The 16798-nt window shown below is 71.2% G+C and carries 16 protein-coding genes and 1 pseudogene (1 of these 17 only partly in view); 12 read left to right on the top strand and 5 right to left on the bottom strand.

Going from position 1 to position 16798, the window contains the following annotated elements; translation table 11 throughout:
* From ACZ6RT_RS29440 to ACZ6RT_RS29405, 8 genes and pseudogenes are all read left to right on the top strand, one after another.
* Positions 1–1007, top strand: a pseudogene (locus tag ACZ6RT_RS29440) (sensor histidine kinase); it begins 2458 nt to the left of the window's first position.
* Positions 1004–1426, top strand: coding sequence for a roadblock/LC7 domain-containing protein (locus ACZ6RT_RS29435; protein ID WP_307562194.1), 423 nt, complete (start codon positions 1004–1006; stop codon positions 1424–1426). The pseudogene ACZ6RT_RS29440 and the gene ACZ6RT_RS29435 overlap by 4 nt, the downstream one beginning before the upstream one ends.
* A gap of 9 nt (positions 1427–1435) precedes the next feature.
* A complete protein-coding gene (locus ACZ6RT_RS29430) occupies positions 1436–1846 on the top strand; it encodes a DUF742 domain-containing protein (protein WP_344888251.1) in 411 nt (136 codons plus the stop codon).
* 7 nt (positions 1847–1853) lie between these two features.
* Positions 1854–2393 (top strand): GTP-binding protein, encoded by a 540-nt coding sequence (locus ACZ6RT_RS29425; RefSeq protein WP_399187283.1) that lies wholly within the window; start codon positions 1854–1856, stop codon positions 2391–2393.
* A gap of 572 nt (positions 2394–2965) precedes the next feature.
* A complete protein-coding gene (locus tag ACZ6RT_RS29420; protein ID WP_399187281.1) occupies positions 2966–3940 on the top strand; it encodes an ABC transporter substrate-binding protein in 975 nt (324 codons plus the stop codon).
* Positions 3937–4716: an ABC transporter permease gene (locus ACZ6RT_RS29415; protein ID WP_399187279.1), complete on the top strand. Its 780-nt coding sequence runs from the start codon at positions 3937–3939 to the stop codon at positions 4714–4716. Before ACZ6RT_RS29420 ends, ACZ6RT_RS29415 begins: the two co-directional genes overlap by 4 nt.
* Positions 4713–5528, top strand: a complete 816-nt coding sequence (locus ACZ6RT_RS29410) for an ABC transporter permease (RefSeq protein WP_399187277.1) — start codon at positions 4713–4715, stop codon at positions 5526–5528. The genes ACZ6RT_RS29415 and ACZ6RT_RS29410 overlap by 4 nt, the downstream gene beginning before the upstream one ends.
* Positions 5529–5554: 26 nt before the next feature.
* The gene (locus ACZ6RT_RS29405; RefSeq protein WP_470157229.1) at positions 5555–7063 is read left to right on the top strand and encodes a flavin-dependent oxidoreductase; all 1509 of its coding nucleotides are present in this window, start codon (positions 5555–5557) and stop codon (positions 7061–7063) included.
* Here the strand turns inward: ACZ6RT_RS29405 and ACZ6RT_RS29400 are convergent.
* The 5 genes from ACZ6RT_RS29400 to ACZ6RT_RS29380 all read right to left on the bottom strand — a co-directional run bounded on the left by ACZ6RT_RS29400 (position 7005) and on the right by ACZ6RT_RS29380 (position 11536).
* Positions 7005–8009, bottom strand: coding sequence for a methyltransferase (locus tag ACZ6RT_RS29400; RefSeq protein WP_470157228.1), 1005 nt, complete (start codon positions 8007–8009; stop codon positions 7005–7007). The two genes, ACZ6RT_RS29405 and ACZ6RT_RS29400, sit on opposite strands and share 59 nt — an antisense overlap.
* A gap of 172 nt (positions 8010–8181) precedes the next feature.
* Positions 8182–8964 (bottom strand): ABC transporter ATP-binding protein, encoded by a 783-nt coding sequence (locus ACZ6RT_RS29395; RefSeq protein ID WP_470157227.1) that lies wholly within the window; start codon positions 8962–8964, stop codon positions 8182–8184.
* Between the two features lie 9 nt (positions 8965–8973).
* Positions 8974–9765, bottom strand: coding sequence for an ABC transporter permease (locus ACZ6RT_RS29390; protein WP_399187269.1), 792 nt, complete (start codon positions 9763–9765; stop codon positions 8974–8976).
* A complete protein-coding gene (locus ACZ6RT_RS29385) occupies positions 9765–10553 on the bottom strand; it encodes an ABC transporter permease (RefSeq protein WP_399187267.1) in 789 nt (262 codons plus the stop codon). Before ACZ6RT_RS29385 ends, ACZ6RT_RS29390 begins: the two co-directional genes overlap by 1 nt.
* Positions 10550–11536, bottom strand: coding sequence for an ABC transporter substrate-binding protein (locus ACZ6RT_RS29380; RefSeq protein ID WP_399187265.1), 987 nt, complete (start codon positions 11534–11536; stop codon positions 10550–10552). The genes ACZ6RT_RS29385 and ACZ6RT_RS29380 overlap by 4 nt, the downstream gene beginning before the upstream one ends.
* A gap of 665 nt (positions 11537–12201) precedes the next feature.
* On the opposite strand from ACZ6RT_RS29380, the gene ACZ6RT_RS29375 reads away from it, so the two are divergent.
* From ACZ6RT_RS29375 to ACZ6RT_RS29360, 4 genes are read left to right on the top strand one after another with little or no spacing between them, the layout of a single operon-like run.
* Positions 12202–15258, top strand: a complete 3057-nt coding sequence (locus ACZ6RT_RS29375; protein ID WP_470157226.1) for a sensor histidine kinase — start codon at positions 12202–12204, stop codon at positions 15256–15258.
* 43 nt (positions 15259–15301) lie between these two features.
* On the top strand, positions 15302–15715 hold the full coding sequence (locus tag ACZ6RT_RS29370; RefSeq protein ID WP_211263895.1) for a roadblock/LC7 domain-containing protein: 414 nt from the start codon (positions 15302–15304) through the stop codon (positions 15713–15715).
* A gap of 24 nt (positions 15716–15739) precedes the next feature.
* The gene (locus ACZ6RT_RS29365) at positions 15740–16198 is read left to right on the top strand and encodes a DUF742 domain-containing protein (RefSeq protein WP_399187261.1); all 459 of its coding nucleotides are present in this window, start codon (positions 15740–15742) and stop codon (positions 16196–16198) included.
* Complete coding sequence (locus ACZ6RT_RS29360) at positions 16179–16772, top strand: GTP-binding protein (RefSeq protein WP_399187259.1); 594 nt, start codon at positions 16179–16181, stop codon at positions 16770–16772. The genes ACZ6RT_RS29365 and ACZ6RT_RS29360 overlap by 20 nt, the downstream gene beginning before the upstream one ends.
* The last annotated feature ends 26 nt before the right edge of the window (positions 16773–16798 follow it).

Here is a 16798-nt window from a genome sequence, read left to right as displayed (position 1 = left end):
ACCCCCCCCCCCCCCCCCCCCCCCCCCCCCCCCCCCCCCCCCCCCCCCTCCCCCTCCTCCCCCCCCCCCCCCCCCCCCCCCAGGGCGGGCCCGGGCAGCCCGCACCGGCGCCCGCCCCGGGCCAGACGTCGGCGGACCTGTGGTCGGAGCCGGTGGTGTCGGCCTCCGCGGTGGAGGACCTGTGGTCGTCGCCGCTGGCGCCGACCCCGGCGCCGTCGTTCCCCTCGGCCTGGCCGGAGCCGTCCTCGGCCGACCCGTGGGCGGGCCGGCGGCCCGAACCGATGGACAGCACCCAGGCCCTGCCCGCGGTGGACTACTCCCCGACCGAGCCCGAGCCCGAGGAGTTCCTGCCGATCTTCGCGGCGGTGGGGTCCGACTGGTTCCGTACCGCCCAGCAGGCCGCCCCCGAGGCGGAGCAGAACCACGACGGCGAGGGCGAGCCGGACCGGTCCGACACCGAACACGCCGCACAGCCCGCGGCCAGGTCCGCCGCCGAGAGCAGGCCGCGGCCGCTGGAGCAGCGGGTCAGGCGGGGCCCGCAGGGACTGGAGACCCAGAACATCCCGCAGATCTCGCACTCCTCCCCGCAGCCCGAGCAGGGCCGGCCGCTTCCGCAGCGCCAGCCCCGGCAGGTCCAGCAGCCGTCGCAGGCCCCGCAGCAGGTCGCCTCCCAGCAGGCCCCGCGGCAGGCCGATCCGCTCGGTGCCGCGCCCACCGGCAGGCAGCCGTGGAGCAGCCCCTCCGACCAGGGGTGGGCGGCCGCCGAGGTCGCCAAGAAGCCCGTGGAGGGCGGGGTGACCGGGGCGGGCCTGCCCAAGCGGGTGCCCAAGGCCAACCTCGTCCCCGGGTCCGCCTCGACGGCCGCGCCGGCGCCCGCCGCGCCGATGCCGCCGATATCGGCCGAGCGCGTGCGCAGCCGTCTGTCCAGTTTCCAGCAAGGCGTACGGCAGGGACGCGCCGAGATGAGTGAGCGCGCCAACGCCGTCGAGGGAGAGAACCAGCAGTGAACAACCAACTCAGCCAGGCCGCCCGCGGCTTCAACTGGCTGATCACCGAGTTCGTCAAGGAGATGCCGGGGGTGGCGCACGCGGTGATCGTCTCCGCGGACGGGCTTCCGCTGGCCTACTCCCAGGGCTTCCCCCGGGACCGCGCCGACCAGCTCGCCGCGATCACGGCCGGACTGATCAGCCTCACCCAGGGTGCCTCCCGCGTGTTCGAGGGCGGGCCCGTGGCACAGACGGTGATCGAGATGCAGCGGGGTCTCCTGCTGACGATGTCGATCAGCGACGGTTCCGCGCTGGCCGTCCTGGCCTCGCCGGACTGCGACATGGGCCTCGTGGCCTACCAGATGACCCTGCTCGCAGAACGTGCCGGTCAGGCGCTCACGCCTGCTCTCCGTGCCGAGCTGCAGTCGGTACAGCGATAGGGGGGTGATATGGACGCACCAGGTTGGCGTGGGCCGGGGGACGACCCCCTGAGCACGCCTCAGGCCAAGAGCGGGCGAGATCGACTGATTCGCCCGTACGCTGTGACCGGGGGCAGGACCGCCCCCCGGATGCAGCTCGCTCTCGAGGCTCTGGTCTCCTCGGCGACGTTCGCGAGCGTGGATCCCGCCACACTCTCCACGCTCTCCACGGAATATCAGGCGATCATCTCGCTGTCCCGGCAGGTGCGCTCGGTCGCCGAGCTCTCCGCCCTGTTGCGCATGCCGCTCGGCGTGACCCGGGTGCTGATCGCGGACATGGCGGCCGAGGGCCTGGTGCAGATTCACCAGCCGTCACTGGATGCGGGTAAGCCGGATCTCAATCTGCTTGAAAGGGTGCTCAGTGGGCTTCGCAGGCTCTGACGCCGGAATGACGTCGACGAAGATCGTCGTCGCCGGCGGTTTCGGTGTCGGCAAGACGACCTTTGTCGGTGCGGTCTCCGAGATCATGCCGTTGACCACGGAAGCGGTGATGACAGAGGCCAGTGCGGACGTCGACGACCTCTCGCACATACCGTCGAAGCGGACCACCACGGTGGCCATGGACTTCGGCCGGGTCTCGCTGGACCGCGACCTGATCCTGTACCTGTTCGGTACGCCGGGTCAGCACCGGTTCTGGTTCATGTGGGACGACCTCGTCAAGGGCGCGATCGGCGCGATCGTGCTGGTCGACACCCGGCGGCTGGCCGACAGCTTCCCGGCGATCGACTACTTCGAGGAGGCAGGCCTGCCGTTCGTCGTGGCCCTCAACGGGTTCGGCGGATCGCACATCCACGGCGAGGAGGAGGTGCGGGAGGCCCTGACGATCTCCCCGCACATCCCCATCGTGCGGACCGACGCCCGATCCCGTGACGCGGTGAAGTCGACCCTGATCGCCCTGGTCGAGCACGTCCTCACACTCCGGGTCTGACACCCCGGCGCGGGGCCCCGTCCTTCCCGGGACGGGGTCCCGGTCGTTCCCACGGGCGAGACGGTCGTGAGGCGGCGAGCAGGCCGGCCGCGCGCCGGACGCGAGCCGTGTCCGGCGCGGCGGAGGACGGCCGATAAACGCGTCACTTATATCGGGATAGGGCACCTGACAATAAACGCCGTCCCCGTGCCCGGTTCATATCCGTACGTGGCGGCGAATGTTCTGTCCCGGCGCCGTTCGCGCGATCGGTGTCACCGCGCCCGGACGAATCGCGCCTGAAAGGCGCCCTTTCCGGGCCGCGCTTCGCCGAAGGGATCGCGCTTTCGCCCGAGGGGCCGTGCTTTCGCCCAAGGGCCGTGCTTTCTCCCGAGGGGACGCGGGAAGTCCTGTGGGACCCATGGCATCCTGTGGTGCCCATGCCCGGTTGTCTCTCCCGTAACCTGTCGCGGACGGTGTTCTTGATCGGACATTCGGCGTTGACGATGGCAGTAAAATAGCTATGCACGTGCATGGAATTCTGCCATTCTCGGGTGGAGCACGGCTCCCTCACGCCGTGCGTCCCGGGGGGATCCATGAGATCACGTGCGTTCATTGCCGGTATTTCGGCGCTGGTACTCGTCGCGGTCACCGGATGCGGCGGCGCCAGGGAGCCCGCCGGGGCCGCGGGCGCCTCCGGCCCCGAGAAGACCAGGATCAACGTCGGCACGATGCCGGTCGTCGACACGGCCCCGCTGCAGATCGCGCTGGACAGGGGGCTGTTCAGGAAGCAGGGTCTCGACGTCACGCTGAGCACCCTGGCGGGTGGCGCGGAGGCCGTCCCGAAGCTCAAGGGCGGCAGCCTGGACATCAGCTTCGGCAACTACGTCTCCTTCTTCAGCGCCCACGCCAAGGGCGTCGTCGACCTCAAGATCGTCTCCGACGGCTTCCGGAGCGCTCCCGGGACGCACACGATCATGGTCGCCAAGGACAGCCCGATCCGGACCATGGCCGACCTCAAGGGCAGGACCCTCGCGATCAACACCAAGCGCAACATCGGCACGATGCTGGCCCGCGTGGCCGCCAAGGCGCACGGCGTCGAGCTGGACGAGGACGAGAGCTTCGTGGAGTTCCCCTTCCCGGAGATGGAGGGCGTGCTGAAGGCCGGCACGGCCGACGCGATCGTGGTCGTGGAGCCGTTCGGCACCTTCATCGGCCGGTCCACCGGCGCCCGGCTCCTGTGGGACCTCTCCCAGGGCCCGACCGCGGACTTCCCGATCGCCGGCTACGCGGTGACCTCGGAGTTCGCCGCGGCGAACCCGAGAACCGTGGCGGCGTTCCAGCAGGCGATGGCGGAGGCCAAGGCGCTCGCGGCCGACCGGGCGAACGTGGTCGCGATCATCCCGAAGTACACCACCATCACCGCGGACGCGGCGGCAGGCCTCGCCATCGGAGGCTTCCCCGCCACGCTGAAGGCCACCGACCTCCAGCGGGTCGCCGACACCATGCGCGAGTCCGGCCTCCTCGGCGAGACGCTCGACGTGCGGGACCTCATCGCCACCGGCACATGAACAGGACCCGCGTCGTCCGGGGGGTGATCGGGGCCTTGGCGGCGACGGGCCTGGCCGAGGCGGTCGTCCGGCTGGGGGTCGCCGACCCGGAGGTCGTCCCGCCGGTCTCCGCCGTGCTGCTGCGGTCCGTCACGCTGGCGGGGGACCCGGTGTTCCTCGCCGGTGTGGCGGACACGGTCCTGGCCTGGCTGACCGGGCTGGCCCTGGCCGTCGTCGTGGCGGTCGTCGCCGGCGTGGTGCTCGGATCGGTTCCCTGGCTCAGCGCGCCGAGCCGGGTCGTGGTGGAGTTCCTCCGCCCGATCCCCTCGGTGGCGCTGATCCCGCTGGCGATCCTGCTGTTCGGGGCGGAGACCGAGATGAAGGTCTCCCTGATCCTCTACGCGGCCTCCTGGCCCGTCCTGCTCAACACGCTCTACGCGCTCCGGGACGTGGATCCCGTGGCGAAGGACGCGCTGCGCAGTTTCGGTTTCGGTCCCCTGGCCGTGCTCTGGCGGGTCTCGCTGCCCAGCGCGGCGCCGTTCGTGGCGACCGGGGTGCGCGTCTCCGCGGGCATCGGGCTGGTCGTGGTCGTGAGCGCCGAACTGCTGAGCGGTGGCGCGAGCGGCCTGGGCGTCTTCCTGATCGCCGCGGGCAGCTCCGGGGGCAACACCGACGTGATACTGGCCGGTGCGGTCTGGGCGGGAGCGCTCGGTCTCGTCGTCAACGCGCTGCTGGTCCGCCTGGAGCGCGGCGTCTTCCGCTGGCACTTCGCGCGCCTCGAAGGGGCGGCACGATGAGCCGGGCCGGTGCGGCGGTGCGCGACGTCGTCACCGGGGCGGTGTCCCGGCTCTGGCTCGCGGCCGTGCTGGCCGCGCTCTGGGAGGCGGCCACCCGGCTCGCCCGGGAGAGCTACTTCCCGCCGCCGTCGCGGATCGTCGCCACGATGTACGAGCTGTGGTTCTCCGGTCCGGCGAGCCGGCTGTTCCTCACCCAGGACGCGCTGGACGACTTCGGGCACAGCCTGTTCAACCTCTTCGGAGGCTGGGCGCTCGCCGGTCTCGCGGGGGTCGCCGCCGGCATCGCGCTGGGCCTGTCGCGCACGCTGGCCGACTACGTGGAGCCCATGATCCACTTCGGCCGGGCGGTTCCGCCGCCCACCCTGATCTCCTTCTACATCGTGGCGTTCCAGCTCGGGACGCCGATGCAGGTGGCGACCATCGTCTCCGGGGTCGTCTGGCCGGTGCTGCTCAACACCATCGACGGCGTCCGTACGGTGGAGCCGCTCCATCTGGACAGCGCCGAGGTCTTCGGGGTGCGGGGGGTCCGGAGGCTGCTGTGGATCGTCGTCCCCGGCGCGGCCCCCAAGATCGTGGCCGGGCTCCGGATCAGCCTGGGCCTCGCCCTGATCCTGATGGTCCTGTCCGAGCTCATCGGGAGCACCGTGGGCATCGGCTCGCTTCTCATCGGCGCCCAGCGCAGCTTCGAACTGCCCGAGATGTGGGCGGGGATCGTGATCCTGGGCGTCCTGGGATACCTGCTCAACGCCGTCTTCGTGGCGGTGGAGAGGCGGCTGCTCAGGTGGCATCTGAACGCGCGGAGCGCGACGTGAACCCCCCGACGGACATCGAGGACGCAATGCGAGTACTGATCATCGGAGGGGGCGTCGGGGGGCTCACCGCCGCCCTGAGCCTTCACGCCGCCGGTATCGGCTGCGCGGTCGCCGAGTCGGCCGCGGAGCTGCGCCCGCTCGGGGTGGGCATCAATCTGCAACCCCACGCCGTCCGGGAGCTGACCGAGCTCGGCCTGGGGGACGAGCTCGCGCGGCTCGGCGTCCCGACGAGCTCCATGAGGTTCACGGACAGGTTCGGCGGGACGATCCTGTCGATGCCGCGCGGAAGGGCAGCCGGGTACGACTGGCCCCAGTACTCCGTTCACCGCGGTGAGCTGCAGATGCTGCTCCTGTCCGCGGTGCGTGAGCGGCTCGGCGCCGGCGCCGTCAGGACCGGGCTGCGGCTGGAGGACTTCGAGCAGGACCCCGGGCGGGCCGCGGAGCGGAACCCCGGCCAGGGCTCCGGCCGGGGCTTCGAGCAGGGCTTCGAGCAGGGCTCCGGGCGGGACTCCGGGCGAAGTGAGGCCGGGGTCGGCGGTGTCACGGCGTGGCTGCGCGACGTGCGGACCGGCGAGCGCCTGACGGAGAGGGCCGACGTCCTCGTGGGCGCCGACGGCATCCACTCGGCCGTGCGTGCCCGGCTGCACCCCGGCGACGGGCCGCTGCTGTGGAACGGGATCCGGATGTGGCGGGGAACGGCCGAGGCGGAGCCCTTTCTCGACGGCACCACGATGGTCGTCGCGGGCTCCAACCTGTCGGCCAAGTTCGTGGCCTATCCCGTCTCGGCGCGGCCCCGGGGACGAGCGCTGATCAACTGGGTGGCCGAGGTGGTCACCGCCGGGCCCGGCCCCGTCCCGGCCGCCGACTGGTCCAGGCCCGGCCGCCTGCGGGACGTGCTCCCGCACTTCGACGGCTGGAGGCTGCCCTACCTGGACGTGCCCGCGCTCGTCTCCGCCTCGGAACGCATCCTGGAGTACCCCATGGTGGACAAGGACCCGCTCCCGGAGTGGGGGACGGGCCGGGTCACCCTGCTGGGGGACGCCGCGCACCCGATGTACCCGGTGGGCGCCAACGGCGGCTCGCAGGCCGTGCTGGACGCCCGGGTCCTGGCCAGGGAGCTGGCCGGGGCGGCCGATCCGGCCGCGGGACTGGCCGCGTACGAGAAGGAGCGCAGGACCGCCACCACCGGGCTGGTGCTCGCCCACCGGGAGCTGCCCATGGAGCGGACCATCGCGCTGGTCGCCGAGCGGGCGCCCGGCGGGTTCGACGACATCGCCGACGTGCTCACCCCCCGGGAGCTGGCGGACATGGCAGCCGCCCAGCAGAGGATCACCGACGTGGACGTGAGCGCCCTCAACGCGCGTCCCTCGTGGAGCGTCCGGCGCAGTGCCGGGCAGGGGGCGGCCGGTGAGCGCGAGGAGCGCGTCACCGGCCCGGTCGTCACACCGGCCGTCACATCGGCCGTCACACCGGTCGTCACACCGGCAGGGCCTCCACGATGGACGCCCCCTGGGTCAGCTCCACCTGCCGGCTGAGCCGGAAGCCGGAGGCCTCCAGCAGCGCGGCGTACTCCGAGGCGCTGCGCTCCATGCCCTCCCCGAACAGGGCGAGCATGCGCATGTCGATGTCCTTGCTGATGTGCGGCCGGTCGTCCTCGGGCACCACGGCCTCCACCAGCAGCACCCGGCCGTCGTCGGAGACGGCCCTGCGGACGTTGCGAAGGATCCGCACCGAGTCCTCGTCGGACCAGTTGTGGATGACGCTGCTCAACAGATAGGCGTCAGCGCCCTCGGGCACAGAGACGAAGAAATCGCCGGAGACGAATCTGCACCGGTCTTCAACAGAGGTGTCGGCGAAGAATCGCCTGGCGTCGTCGACCACCTGTTCCTGGTCGAAAAGAATGCCCGACACATTTGAATACCTGTTCAGGACGGAGGCCAGGATGTGTCCCTTGCCGCCGGCCACGTCCACCAGTGTGCGCACGCCGGAGAAGTCGTAGCGGTCGGCCACCGCGTCCGCGAAGGGCCTGGCCCTGACCACCATGTAGTCGTTGAACAGGGCCCCGGCCCGGGGGTTGGCCTTGAGGTAGCCGTACAGCGGGCCGTGCCGCTCGGCGAACCCCGACCTGCCGGTGCGGGCGGTCTGCGGGACCTTGCCCATGCCGTACCAGAAGCCCTCCTCGGAGATCATCCGCACCGCGGGGCGCAGCGAGCCCGGTACGTCGTCGCGCAGGGTGGCTCCGGCCTCGGTCAGCTCGTACACGCCGGGCCGTGCCGTCGCGACGATGCCCATGGAGGCCAGCTCGCGCAGCACCCTGCCGAGGGCGGGCGCGTCGGCGCCGCAGCGCCGCGCGAGCTCGTCGACGTCCAGGGGTCCGTCGCGCAGGTGGTCGGCGCAGCCGAGCTCGGCCATCGTCGCCAGGGCGGCGAAGCGGGAGACGCCGCCGATCACGTCCCAGACCGGTGCCTGTGGGTTGCTCATGAAGGATCCTCTCTTTCCGGCGTGCCGGTGGGTGAGGGGGCCGGCACGCCAGGGGGCGGGCGTCCACGCCGGGACGCCGGCGTGCCCGGGGCGGGGGGCACGCCGGTTGCGGCGGGTGCTCAGCGCCGGTCCCGGGATCGGGGTGTCGCGATCCGGGGTCCGGGGCCGGGGGTCAGGGGGCGGGGGCGGGCGGGGCCGGGATGCCGCGTACCAGGCGGCCGACCTCGGCGCGGAGGTGGACGAAGGCGGGGTGCTGGCGGGTGGTGATCTGGTCGCGGGGGCCGGGCAGGTCCACGCGCAGGTCGCCGACGATCCTGGCGGGGGCCTTGGACAGGACCACGACGCGGTCGCCGACGTAGACGCTCTCGTCGATGTCGTGGGTGATGAGCAGGATCGTCATGTTGTGCAGGCCGCGTACCCGCAGGGTGAGGTCCTCGAGGTCCTCGCGGGTCTGGGCGTCGACCGAGCCGAAGGGCTCGTCCATGAGCAGCAGGGCGGGACGGTAGGCCAGGGCGCGGGCGATGGAGACCCGTTGCTGCATGCCTCCCGACAGCTGCCAGGGGTACTTGGCCGCGGCGCCCTCCAGGCCGACCTGCGCCAGTGCCTCCATCGCCGTCCCGGTGCGCTGCCGCCGGTCCATCCCCCTGCGCCGCAGCGGGAGCGAGACGTTGTCGGCCACCGACATCCAGGGGAACAGCGAGCGGCTGTAGTCCTGGAAGACCACCGCCAGGTTGTCGGGTGTGCGCTCGACGCGGGTGCCGTTGATGACGACCTGGCCGCCGCCGGGCTTGAGCAGCCCCGCGATGGAGCGCAGCAGGGTGGACTTGCCGCACCCGGACGGGCCGACGACGCAGACCAGCTCGCCCTCGGCGACCTTGAGGTCGATGCCGCCCAGCGCGTGGTGGGCGGACGGCCCGCTGCCGTAGGTGTGGGTCAGGTTGGTGATTTCAAGCACGGCAGATCCTCAGGTCGTCTGCTTGGCGGAGCGGTGCCAGGACAGGACACGCCGCTCGGCCACCAGGAAGGCCGAGTTCAGGACGTATCCCAGGACGCCGAGCACCACGATGGACGCCCACACGCCCGGAAGGTCGTACGACCGCTGGGAGTCCAGGAGCTGGAAGCCGATCCCGTCGACGCTGCCCACCAGCTCCGACAGCACCATGAGGATCAGCGCCAGCGACAGGCTGACCCGCAGCCCGGCGAAGATCTTGGGCATGGCCGAGGGCAGGATGACCCGGAACAGGCGCTCGCGGCCGGACAGCCCGAAGACCCGGGCGGTGTCCAGGTGCTGGCGGTCGACATGGCGGGCCCCCTCGGAGGCGTTGATCAGGACGGGCCAGACGATGCCGAACGCGATGAAGCTGACCTGCATCCGGGTGCCGATCGCGAACAACGCCAGGAAGAACGCCAGCAGCATGGGCGGGGGGATGGCCCGGGCGAACTGGATCAGGGGGTCGACGAAGCGGAAGAGCAGCGGGGAGCGGCCCAGCGCGACCCCGAGGGTGATCCCGGCGATCCCGGCCAGCACCCATCCGAGCAGCAGCCGGCCGATGCTCACCGGGATGTTCGTCAGCGCCGCGTCGGTGAGCCACAGCCGCTCGGGGGGGCCGGTCAGCCACATGGTGTGCATGCTGGCGGCGATCTGCGACGGAGGCGGGAAGGTCAGCGCCTCGGCCGAGCGGGCGGCCAGCTCCCACAGCACCAGGGCCACCGGCACCGGCCACAGCCGGGCGGCGGCGCGCAGCGCGCCGCTCATCAGACCACCTCCGTACGGGCGGTGTGCCAGCGGAAGACCCGGCGTTCCACCAGCACGAACAGGCCGTTGGTGAGCACCCCGATGACCCCGGCCCAGATGGCCGCGGCGGTGACGTACTGCACCGCGTCCACGCTGCCTGCGCTCTCCAGCACATAGCTGCCGATGCCGTCGTTGCCGCCGCCGATCAGCTCCGTGCTGATCGCCACGATGAGCGCGATCGCCGAGGCCAGCCGGACGCCGGTGGCGATGAACGGTGCCGTGCTCGGCAGCGAGACCCGCCACAGCACGGCCGACCTGCCGAAGCCGAAGCTGCGCAGCGTCTCCTTGGCGAGCGGGTCGACGTCCTTGAGGCCGTACATCGTGTTGATGAGGACGGGCCAGGTGGCCGCGTAGACGACCAGGGTGACCTTCATGTCGAATCTCTCGGAGAACACCGCGAGCGCCAGCGGGATCAGCGCGATCGACGGGATCGGCCGGAGGAACTCCAGGATGGGCCGCAACGCCCTCTCCACCTGGGACGAGGTGCCCAGCAGGAACCCGGCGGGCACGGCCACCGCGAAGGTGATCAGCAGGCCGGAGGCCCACACCCCGAGGGTGGAGGCCACGTCGGACAGGAACGCCTCGTCCGTGAGGAGCGACGCCGCCCGGCCCAGCACGGTGGAGGCCAGCGGGAAGGCGGCCGGGTCGATGAGCCCGGTCCGGCCGGCGGCCTCCAGGACGCAGAACAGCCCCGCGGCGCCGAGAGCGCCGCAGAGCAGTTTGCTGTCGAGCGGGTGGTACGTTCTCACCCGGGGTTTCCGGGGAGGATGACCTTGGCCTGGATCGGCTCCTTCAGGTAACCCTGCTCGACCATCAGGTCGGCGACCCGCTGCAGCCGGGTCTCGTCGAGGCTGGTGGGGAAGGACCCGAGCGTGATCACGGCCGCGGTCGCGGCGTCGATCTTGGTGTAGTCCGGCAGGACCTCCTCGACCGCCTTGCGGTCGGAGGCGGCGATCTGCTGGGCCTTGCCCATCGCGGCCTGGAAGGCGGCGACGGTCTTGGGGTTGTCGTTGGCGAACTTCTCGGTGACGACCACGCCGGCGATGGGGAAGTCGGCGGTGGAGTCGACCATCGTGTCGGCGAGCTTCTGGGCGCCGATGGTCTTCTGCACGGCGGTCAGGTGCGGCTCGGTCATCCAGGCGGCGTCGACGGTGCCGTTCTCCAGCTGGGTCCTCATCTCCGGGAAGGGGAACTCCACGAAGGAGACGTCGCTCTCCTTCAGCCCGTGCGTCTTGAGGACCGAGGTCACCGCCAGGGTGCCGATGTTCTTCCTGCTGTTGACCGCGATCTTCTTGCCCTTGAGGCCGGCGGGCGAGGTGATCGAGGACCCCTTGGGCACCATGATGTTGAAGGAGTTCGGGGTCGCCTGGTACATGTCCGCGATGATCTTCAGCTTGTTGCCCGCGGAGACGGCCAGGAAGGTCGACACGTAGTTCGTCTGGGTGGCGTCCAGGGTGCCGCCGAGCAGGGCCTGCTGGGCCTGGGCCCCGCCGACCACGGTCTCGATCGTGACGTCCAGACCAGCGTCCTTGAAGAAGCCCCTCTTCTGGGCGATGTAGAGCGAGGCCGAGTCGGGGATGGGCAGCGCACCGATCTTGATGCTGGTCTTCTCCAGGCCCTTCGCGTTCGCGGCGGCGGTCTTGGCCGGTTCGCCGGAACCGCCGCAGGCGCTCAGTGCCAGGGCCGCGGCGACTCCCGCGATGACGGCCCGGCTCGCAAGTCTGAACCTCATGGGTCTCCTTAGCTGCGTTTGACCGCCCCGTCCGGGACTCGCCGTGGAACGCATCGGGCGACATGAAGGAGGCCCCGGGAGGCATGTCGGTCGAGGGGGGATGCCGACCGCGGATCAGAGTAGCGGAGTAGATCAGTCAAATCATAAATAACGCCCCTTTCGCCCCTATCGTCCCTAAGTCACAAAGCGGTCATATGCATCTCACGCATCACACTCGTACCAACAACAGCGGAGGGCTTAGCGGGCGCGTTGAAAGTTGTCAAGAAAGCTGTTTTGCATCTTTGTGGGATTTTGTGGTCATAGGGGGGTGTGGCGCTGCCCGGTTGCGGGCGCTATGTACCCGTTCATGGATAGATGCGCGATATGTGCTGTTGGCCGATCTCATCCGGCTGTGCTCCAATAACCCCTACCCCATGGATGCGTCGGCGTCACTTGCACATCACTGCGTGACGCGATCCCCTCCAAGCAGACGATCCGAGGAGAGGCAGCGGAGGCCAGTGAGGACAGCGTCAACCCCCAGCGAACGCGAATCCGGGCTGGCACCTGCCCTGGGATCCGCCAACCGGGGGACAGGGCCCCGGGGCGGCCCCGACCCGGACCCCGAGGGAAGCGATTCCGACAGGCCCGCACGGAGACGCGGCAGGTTCGCGCTCAGGAACTGGCGGGTGCGATCCAGGCTGATCGCGCTCATCGTCATCCCCACCGCCGCCGCGATCGTGCTGGGCGGCCTGAGGGTCACCACCTCGCTCACCACCGCCGGCGAGTACGAGCGGGTGCACACCGTCGCCCAGCTCGCCGACGACCTCAGCCGCCTGGTCGACGAGCTGCAGCTCGAACGCGACCTGTCGGCGCGGCACGCGGCCCAGGGCCGCCAGAGCACCGGCAGGGCGAACGTCCGCAAGCAGTACGAGGTCGTGGACGAGGTCGTCGGAGAGGTCTCCACCCGCGTCGACGCCGTCAACCTCGACAGCGGCGTGCTGGAGTCCCTCGGCAGCCGGGGCAGGACCGAGCTCACCCAGATCCGCCGGCGCATCGCCGAGTTCAAGAGCATGCGCGAGACCGCGACCGGGCCGAACAGCGCGATGCCCGCCAAGCCCGTGATCGACATGTACTCCCGCACGATCGCGGACCTGCTGGCCCTGCACGACGAGATCATCCAGGGCATCTCCGACCAGGACCTCGCCGGTAACGCGGCTGCCTTCGGCTCGCTGGCCCGCGCCAAGGAACAGGCGTCCAGGGAACGGGCCGAGCTCGCCATCGCGCTGGCCGCGGGGCAGTTCGGCTCCGAGGGCCTGAACGCCATGCTGGCCGCCCGCGCCCGGCTCGAGGGAGAGCTCGCCGCCTTCCGCACCGAGGCCTCCGTCGCCCAGCGCCAGCTCTACGACGACACGGTCAGCAGCCAGAAGAAGGACCGCGCGGCCGCCATGCGCGCCCGCGCCATCTTCATGGGCCTGAACAACATCGTCCCGCTGCAGAACGTCGACGTCTCCGCCGGCAGGGCCAGCGACCAGGCGCAGTGGTTCGACGTCTCCAGCGACATCGTCAGCCGGATGCGCACGGTCGAGAAGCAGGTCGCCACCACCCTCATCGGCCAGAGCCAGGTGCTGCAGAGCGCCGAGCAGCGCGGCGCGCTGATCGCCGCCGGGCTGATCGGCCTGCTGATCGTCCTCGTCCTGATCGTCACCGCGATCATGGCGCGGTCGCTGGTCAGGCCGCTGCGCACGCTGCGCACCGAGGCGCTGTCCATCGCCGGGCAGCGCCTGCCCGAGACCGTCCAGACGATGCGCGAGACCGGCGAGGTCTCGGCCACCGACATCACGCCGATCGGCGTCTCCTCCGAGGACGAGATCGGTGAGGTGGCGCGGGCCTTCGACGAGGTCCACCGCGAGGCCGTACGGCTGGCGGGCCAGGAGGCCACGCTGCGGAGCAACGTCAACGCGATGTTCGTCAACCTCTCCCGGCGCAGCCAGACCCTGGTCGAGCGCCAGCTCTCCCTCATCGAGAGCCTGGAGCAGGGCGAGCAGGACGAGGGCCGGCTCGGCAGCCTCTTCCGCCTGGACCACCTGGCCACCCGCATGCGCCGCAACTCCGAGAACCTCCTGGTCCTCGCCGGCCAGGAACCCGCGCGCCGGTGGAGCCAGCCGGTCCCGCTCATCGACGTGGTCCGCGCCTCGCTGTCGGAGGTCGAGAACTACGAGCGGGTCGACCTGCAGCTGTCCGCCGGCGTGTCCGTGGCCGGTACCTCCGTCAACGACGTCGTGCACCTGATCGCGGAGCTCGTGGAGAACGCGATCTCCTTCTCCCCCCGGGAGACCAAGGTCATCGTCTCCAGCAACCGCATCGACGGCGGCGGCGTGATGGTCTCGGTGACCGACATCGGCATCGGCATGACCGCCGAGGAACTCGCCCAGGCGAACTGGCGACTGGCCAACCCGCCGGTGGTGGACGTGTCGGTGTCGCGCCGGATGGGACTGTTCGTGGTCGGCCGCCTGGCCCTGCGCCACGGCATCCGCGTCCAGCTCAGGCAGCAGGACAGCGGCGGCCTGACCGCCATGGTCCTGCTCCCGGAGAACCTGCTCGCCGTCACCGCCCGCCCGGGCGCCCCCGCGGGCATGACGCAGAGCGGCGACTGGGGCGCTTCCATGGGCTCCATGGGTTCGATGGACCGCGCACCGGTGATGGCCAGCCCCACCGCCCCCCCGATGCCGTCCTTCGCCTCGTTCGAGGCCGCGCACCAGAACTCGTTCGCCTCCCTCGACCTGGGACAGCAGTTCAACTCCTTCGAGGCCCCGCAGACCCCGTTCGGCGGGGGACAGTTCGGCCAGGCGCCCGTCGACACCCCGTGGCCGGGACAGACCCCGGCCCCCGGGACCGGACCTGCGGCCCCCGGCTGGCCCGAGACCTCCCAGCCCGACCCTTCGGCCTGGCGTCAGGGACAGGGACAGGGACAGGGCGCCCCCCGCGCCGACTCCGGCGGATGGTCGGCCGGTCCCGGCGCGCCGGTACGCGGCGACGCCCCGGTCTGGCCCGGCGGGCAGAACAGGGACGGCGGCTCCGACGTCTGGTCGAACTCCTCCCTGCGCGGCGGCGACTCCGGAGGGTGGCCCTCCACCGGCGACCCCGGGCCGTTCGGGCGCCGCGCCTTCGATGCGGCCGACAACACCGGCCCGCTGCCGGTGGTGCCCGACTCCTCGCCCATGGAGGAGGCCAAGGAGGAGTTCCTGCCGATCTTCGCGGCCGTCGAGTCCGACTGGTTCAAGAAGGTCGAGCCGGTCGCCGCGGTCCAGGAACACCACCCCGAGGCCACGCCGGCCCAGGCCCCCGAGGCCGCGCCGGCCCCCTCGGCCCAGGAGACCGTCCAGCTCCCGCAGCCCGCAGCCCCGGCGCAGCCGAGCGGATGGTCCTCGCCCGCCGACGCCGGCTGGCAGGCGGCCAAGGCCGCCAGCGACCCCTCCCTCGGCGGGATCACCGGCTCCGGGCTGCCCAAGCGGGTGCCCAAGGCGAACCTGGTGCCCGGTACGGTCACACCCGACCTGGGTGCGGCCCCCCAAGCTCCCGTCCTGAGGCCGACCGTCTCCCCAGAGGCGGTGCGCAACAGGCTGGCCAGCTTCCAGCAGGGAGTACGGCAGGGCCGGGCGGCCGCCAGGGGCGGGGCCACAGGGGACGGGCGGCCGTATCCCGACTTCACCCGGGACGTCGAAGGAAACAAGGAGGACCGGTGAGCGAGCTCATCATGGTCGCCAAGGAGGATGACACGTGCGCGAAATGAGCCAGGCCGCCCGGGGGGTCAATTGGCTGATCACCGACTTTGTGAACAACGTCCCGGGTGTGGCGCACACGGTCGTGGTGTCGGCGGACGGTCTGCCGTTGGCGTATTCCGACGGGTTCCCCAGGGACAGGGCCGACCAGCTCGCCGCGGTCGCGGCCGGTCTGATCAGCCTGACCCAGGGCGCATCCCGGGTGTTCGAGGGCGGTGCGGTCACCCAGACCGTGGTGGAGATGCAGCGCGGGCTGCTCCTCATCATGTCCATCAGCGACGGCTCGTGTCTGGCCGTGCTGGCCGCGGCCGACTGCGACATGGGCCTGGTGGCCTACCAGATGACCCTGCTCGTCGAGCGGGCCGGCCAGGTCTTGACCCCGGCCGTGCGCGCGGAACTGCAGTCTTCCCATTCGCGGTGACGGTGACGACGCTAGGAGGCTGCCGTGGCAGGCCGCGGCTGGACCGGTGAGGGCGACCCGCACGGCGGGTTCCCCTATCAATCAATGGACGACCCCCACCGGCATCAGGGCGGTCCGTCACACCTCATGCAGCCGGCACCGGCGGAGCAGAGCTCCCTGGTCCGTCCGTACGCGGTGACCGGGGGGCGTACCGCCCCCCGGACCCAGCTCGCCCTGGAGGCCCTGGTCTCCTCGGCGACGTCCGTACATCACGATCTATCCACCCGCACCCCGGAGTATCAGGCGATCAGCGCCCTGTGCCGGCAAGTGCGTTCGGTCGCTGAGATCTCCGCGATGCTCCGCATCCCGCTCGGCGTGACCCGGATCCTGGTGGCCGACATGGCCGCCGAGGGTCTGGTCCAGCTGCACCAGCCGCAGCTGGACGCGGGCAAGCCGGATCTCAACCTGCTGGAAAGGGTGCTCAGTGGACTTCGCAGGCTCTAGCCGCGGCGGCGGCCTGACATCGACGAAAATCGTCGTCGCGGGGGGGTTCGGCGTCGGCAAGACCACGTTCGTGGGAGCGGTCTCGGAGATCCTGCCGCTGACCACCGAGGCGGTCATGACCGACGCCAGCGCCGGGATCGACGACCTGGGGCTGACGCCGAACAAGACCACCACCACGGTGGCGATGGACTTCGGCCGCGTCTCGCTGGACCGCGACCTGATCCTGTACCTGTTCGGCACGCCCGGCCAGCACCGGTTCTGGTTCATGTGGGACGACCTGGTCCGCGGCGCGATCGGCGCGATCGTGCTGGTCGACACCCGGCGGCTGGCCGACAGCTTCCCGGCGATCGACTACTTCGAGGAGGCCAAGCTCCCCTTCGTCGTGGCGGTCAACGGGTGGGACGGCACCTATCTGCACGGTGAGGACGAGGTACGCGAGGCGCTGACCCTGGCCCCGCACATCCCCATCTCCCGCACCGACGCGCGCTCCCGCGACGCGGTCAAGGCCACGCTCATCACGCTGGTCGAGCACGCGCTCACCGTGCGGATGGCCGTCCCCGGCTGGGGCCGCTGACCCCAGGAGGGCGTCAGTCGTACCTC

The sequence above is a fragment of the Streptosporangium sp. NPDC050148 genome (assembly GCF_055586505.1).
Note: the sequence above shows the minus strand (reverse complement) of the source record. Positions and strands in the feature narration are given on the sequence as shown.

Bases quoted from the DNA above. Each gene is read 5' to 3' on its own strand.
- ACZ6RT_RS29420 (WP_399187281.1), top strand. From the start codon at position 2,966: ATGAGATCACGTGCGTTCATTGCCGGTATTTCGGCGCTGGTACTCGTC.
- ACZ6RT_RS29400 (WP_470157228.1), bottom strand. From the start codon at position 8,009: ATGAGCAACCCACAGGCACCGGTCTGGGACGTGATCGGCGGCGTCTCC.
- ACZ6RT_RS29425 (WP_399187283.1), top strand. From the start codon at position 1,854: ATGACGTCGACGAAGATCGTCGTCGCCGGCGGTTTCGGTGTCGGCAAG.
- ACZ6RT_RS29410 (WP_399187277.1), top strand. From the start codon at position 4,713: ATGAGCCGGGCCGGTGCGGCGGTGCGCGACGTCGTCACCGGGGCGGTG.
- ACZ6RT_RS29380 (WP_399187265.1), bottom strand. From the start codon at position 11,536: ATGAGGTTCAGACTTGCGAGCCGGGCCGTCATCGCGGGAGTCGCCGCG.
- ACZ6RT_RS29415 (WP_399187279.1), top strand. From the start codon at position 3,937: ATGAACAGGACCCGCGTCGTCCGGGGGGTGATCGGGGCCTTGGCGGCG.
- ACZ6RT_RS29390 (WP_399187269.1), bottom strand. From the start codon at position 9,765: ATGAGCGGCGCGCTGCGCGCCGCCGCCCGGCTGTGGCCGGTGCCGGTG.
- ACZ6RT_RS29405 (WP_470157229.1), top strand. From the start codon at position 5,555: ATGCGAGTACTGATCATCGGAGGGGGCGTCGGGGGGCTCACCGCCGCC.
- ACZ6RT_RS29430 (WP_344888251.1), top strand. From the start codon at position 1,436: ATGGACGCACCAGGTTGGCGTGGGCCGGGGGACGACCCCCTGAGCACG.
- ACZ6RT_RS29370 (WP_211263895.1), top strand. From the start codon at position 15,302: ATGAGCCAGGCCGCCCGGGGGGTCAATTGGCTGATCACCGACTTTGTG.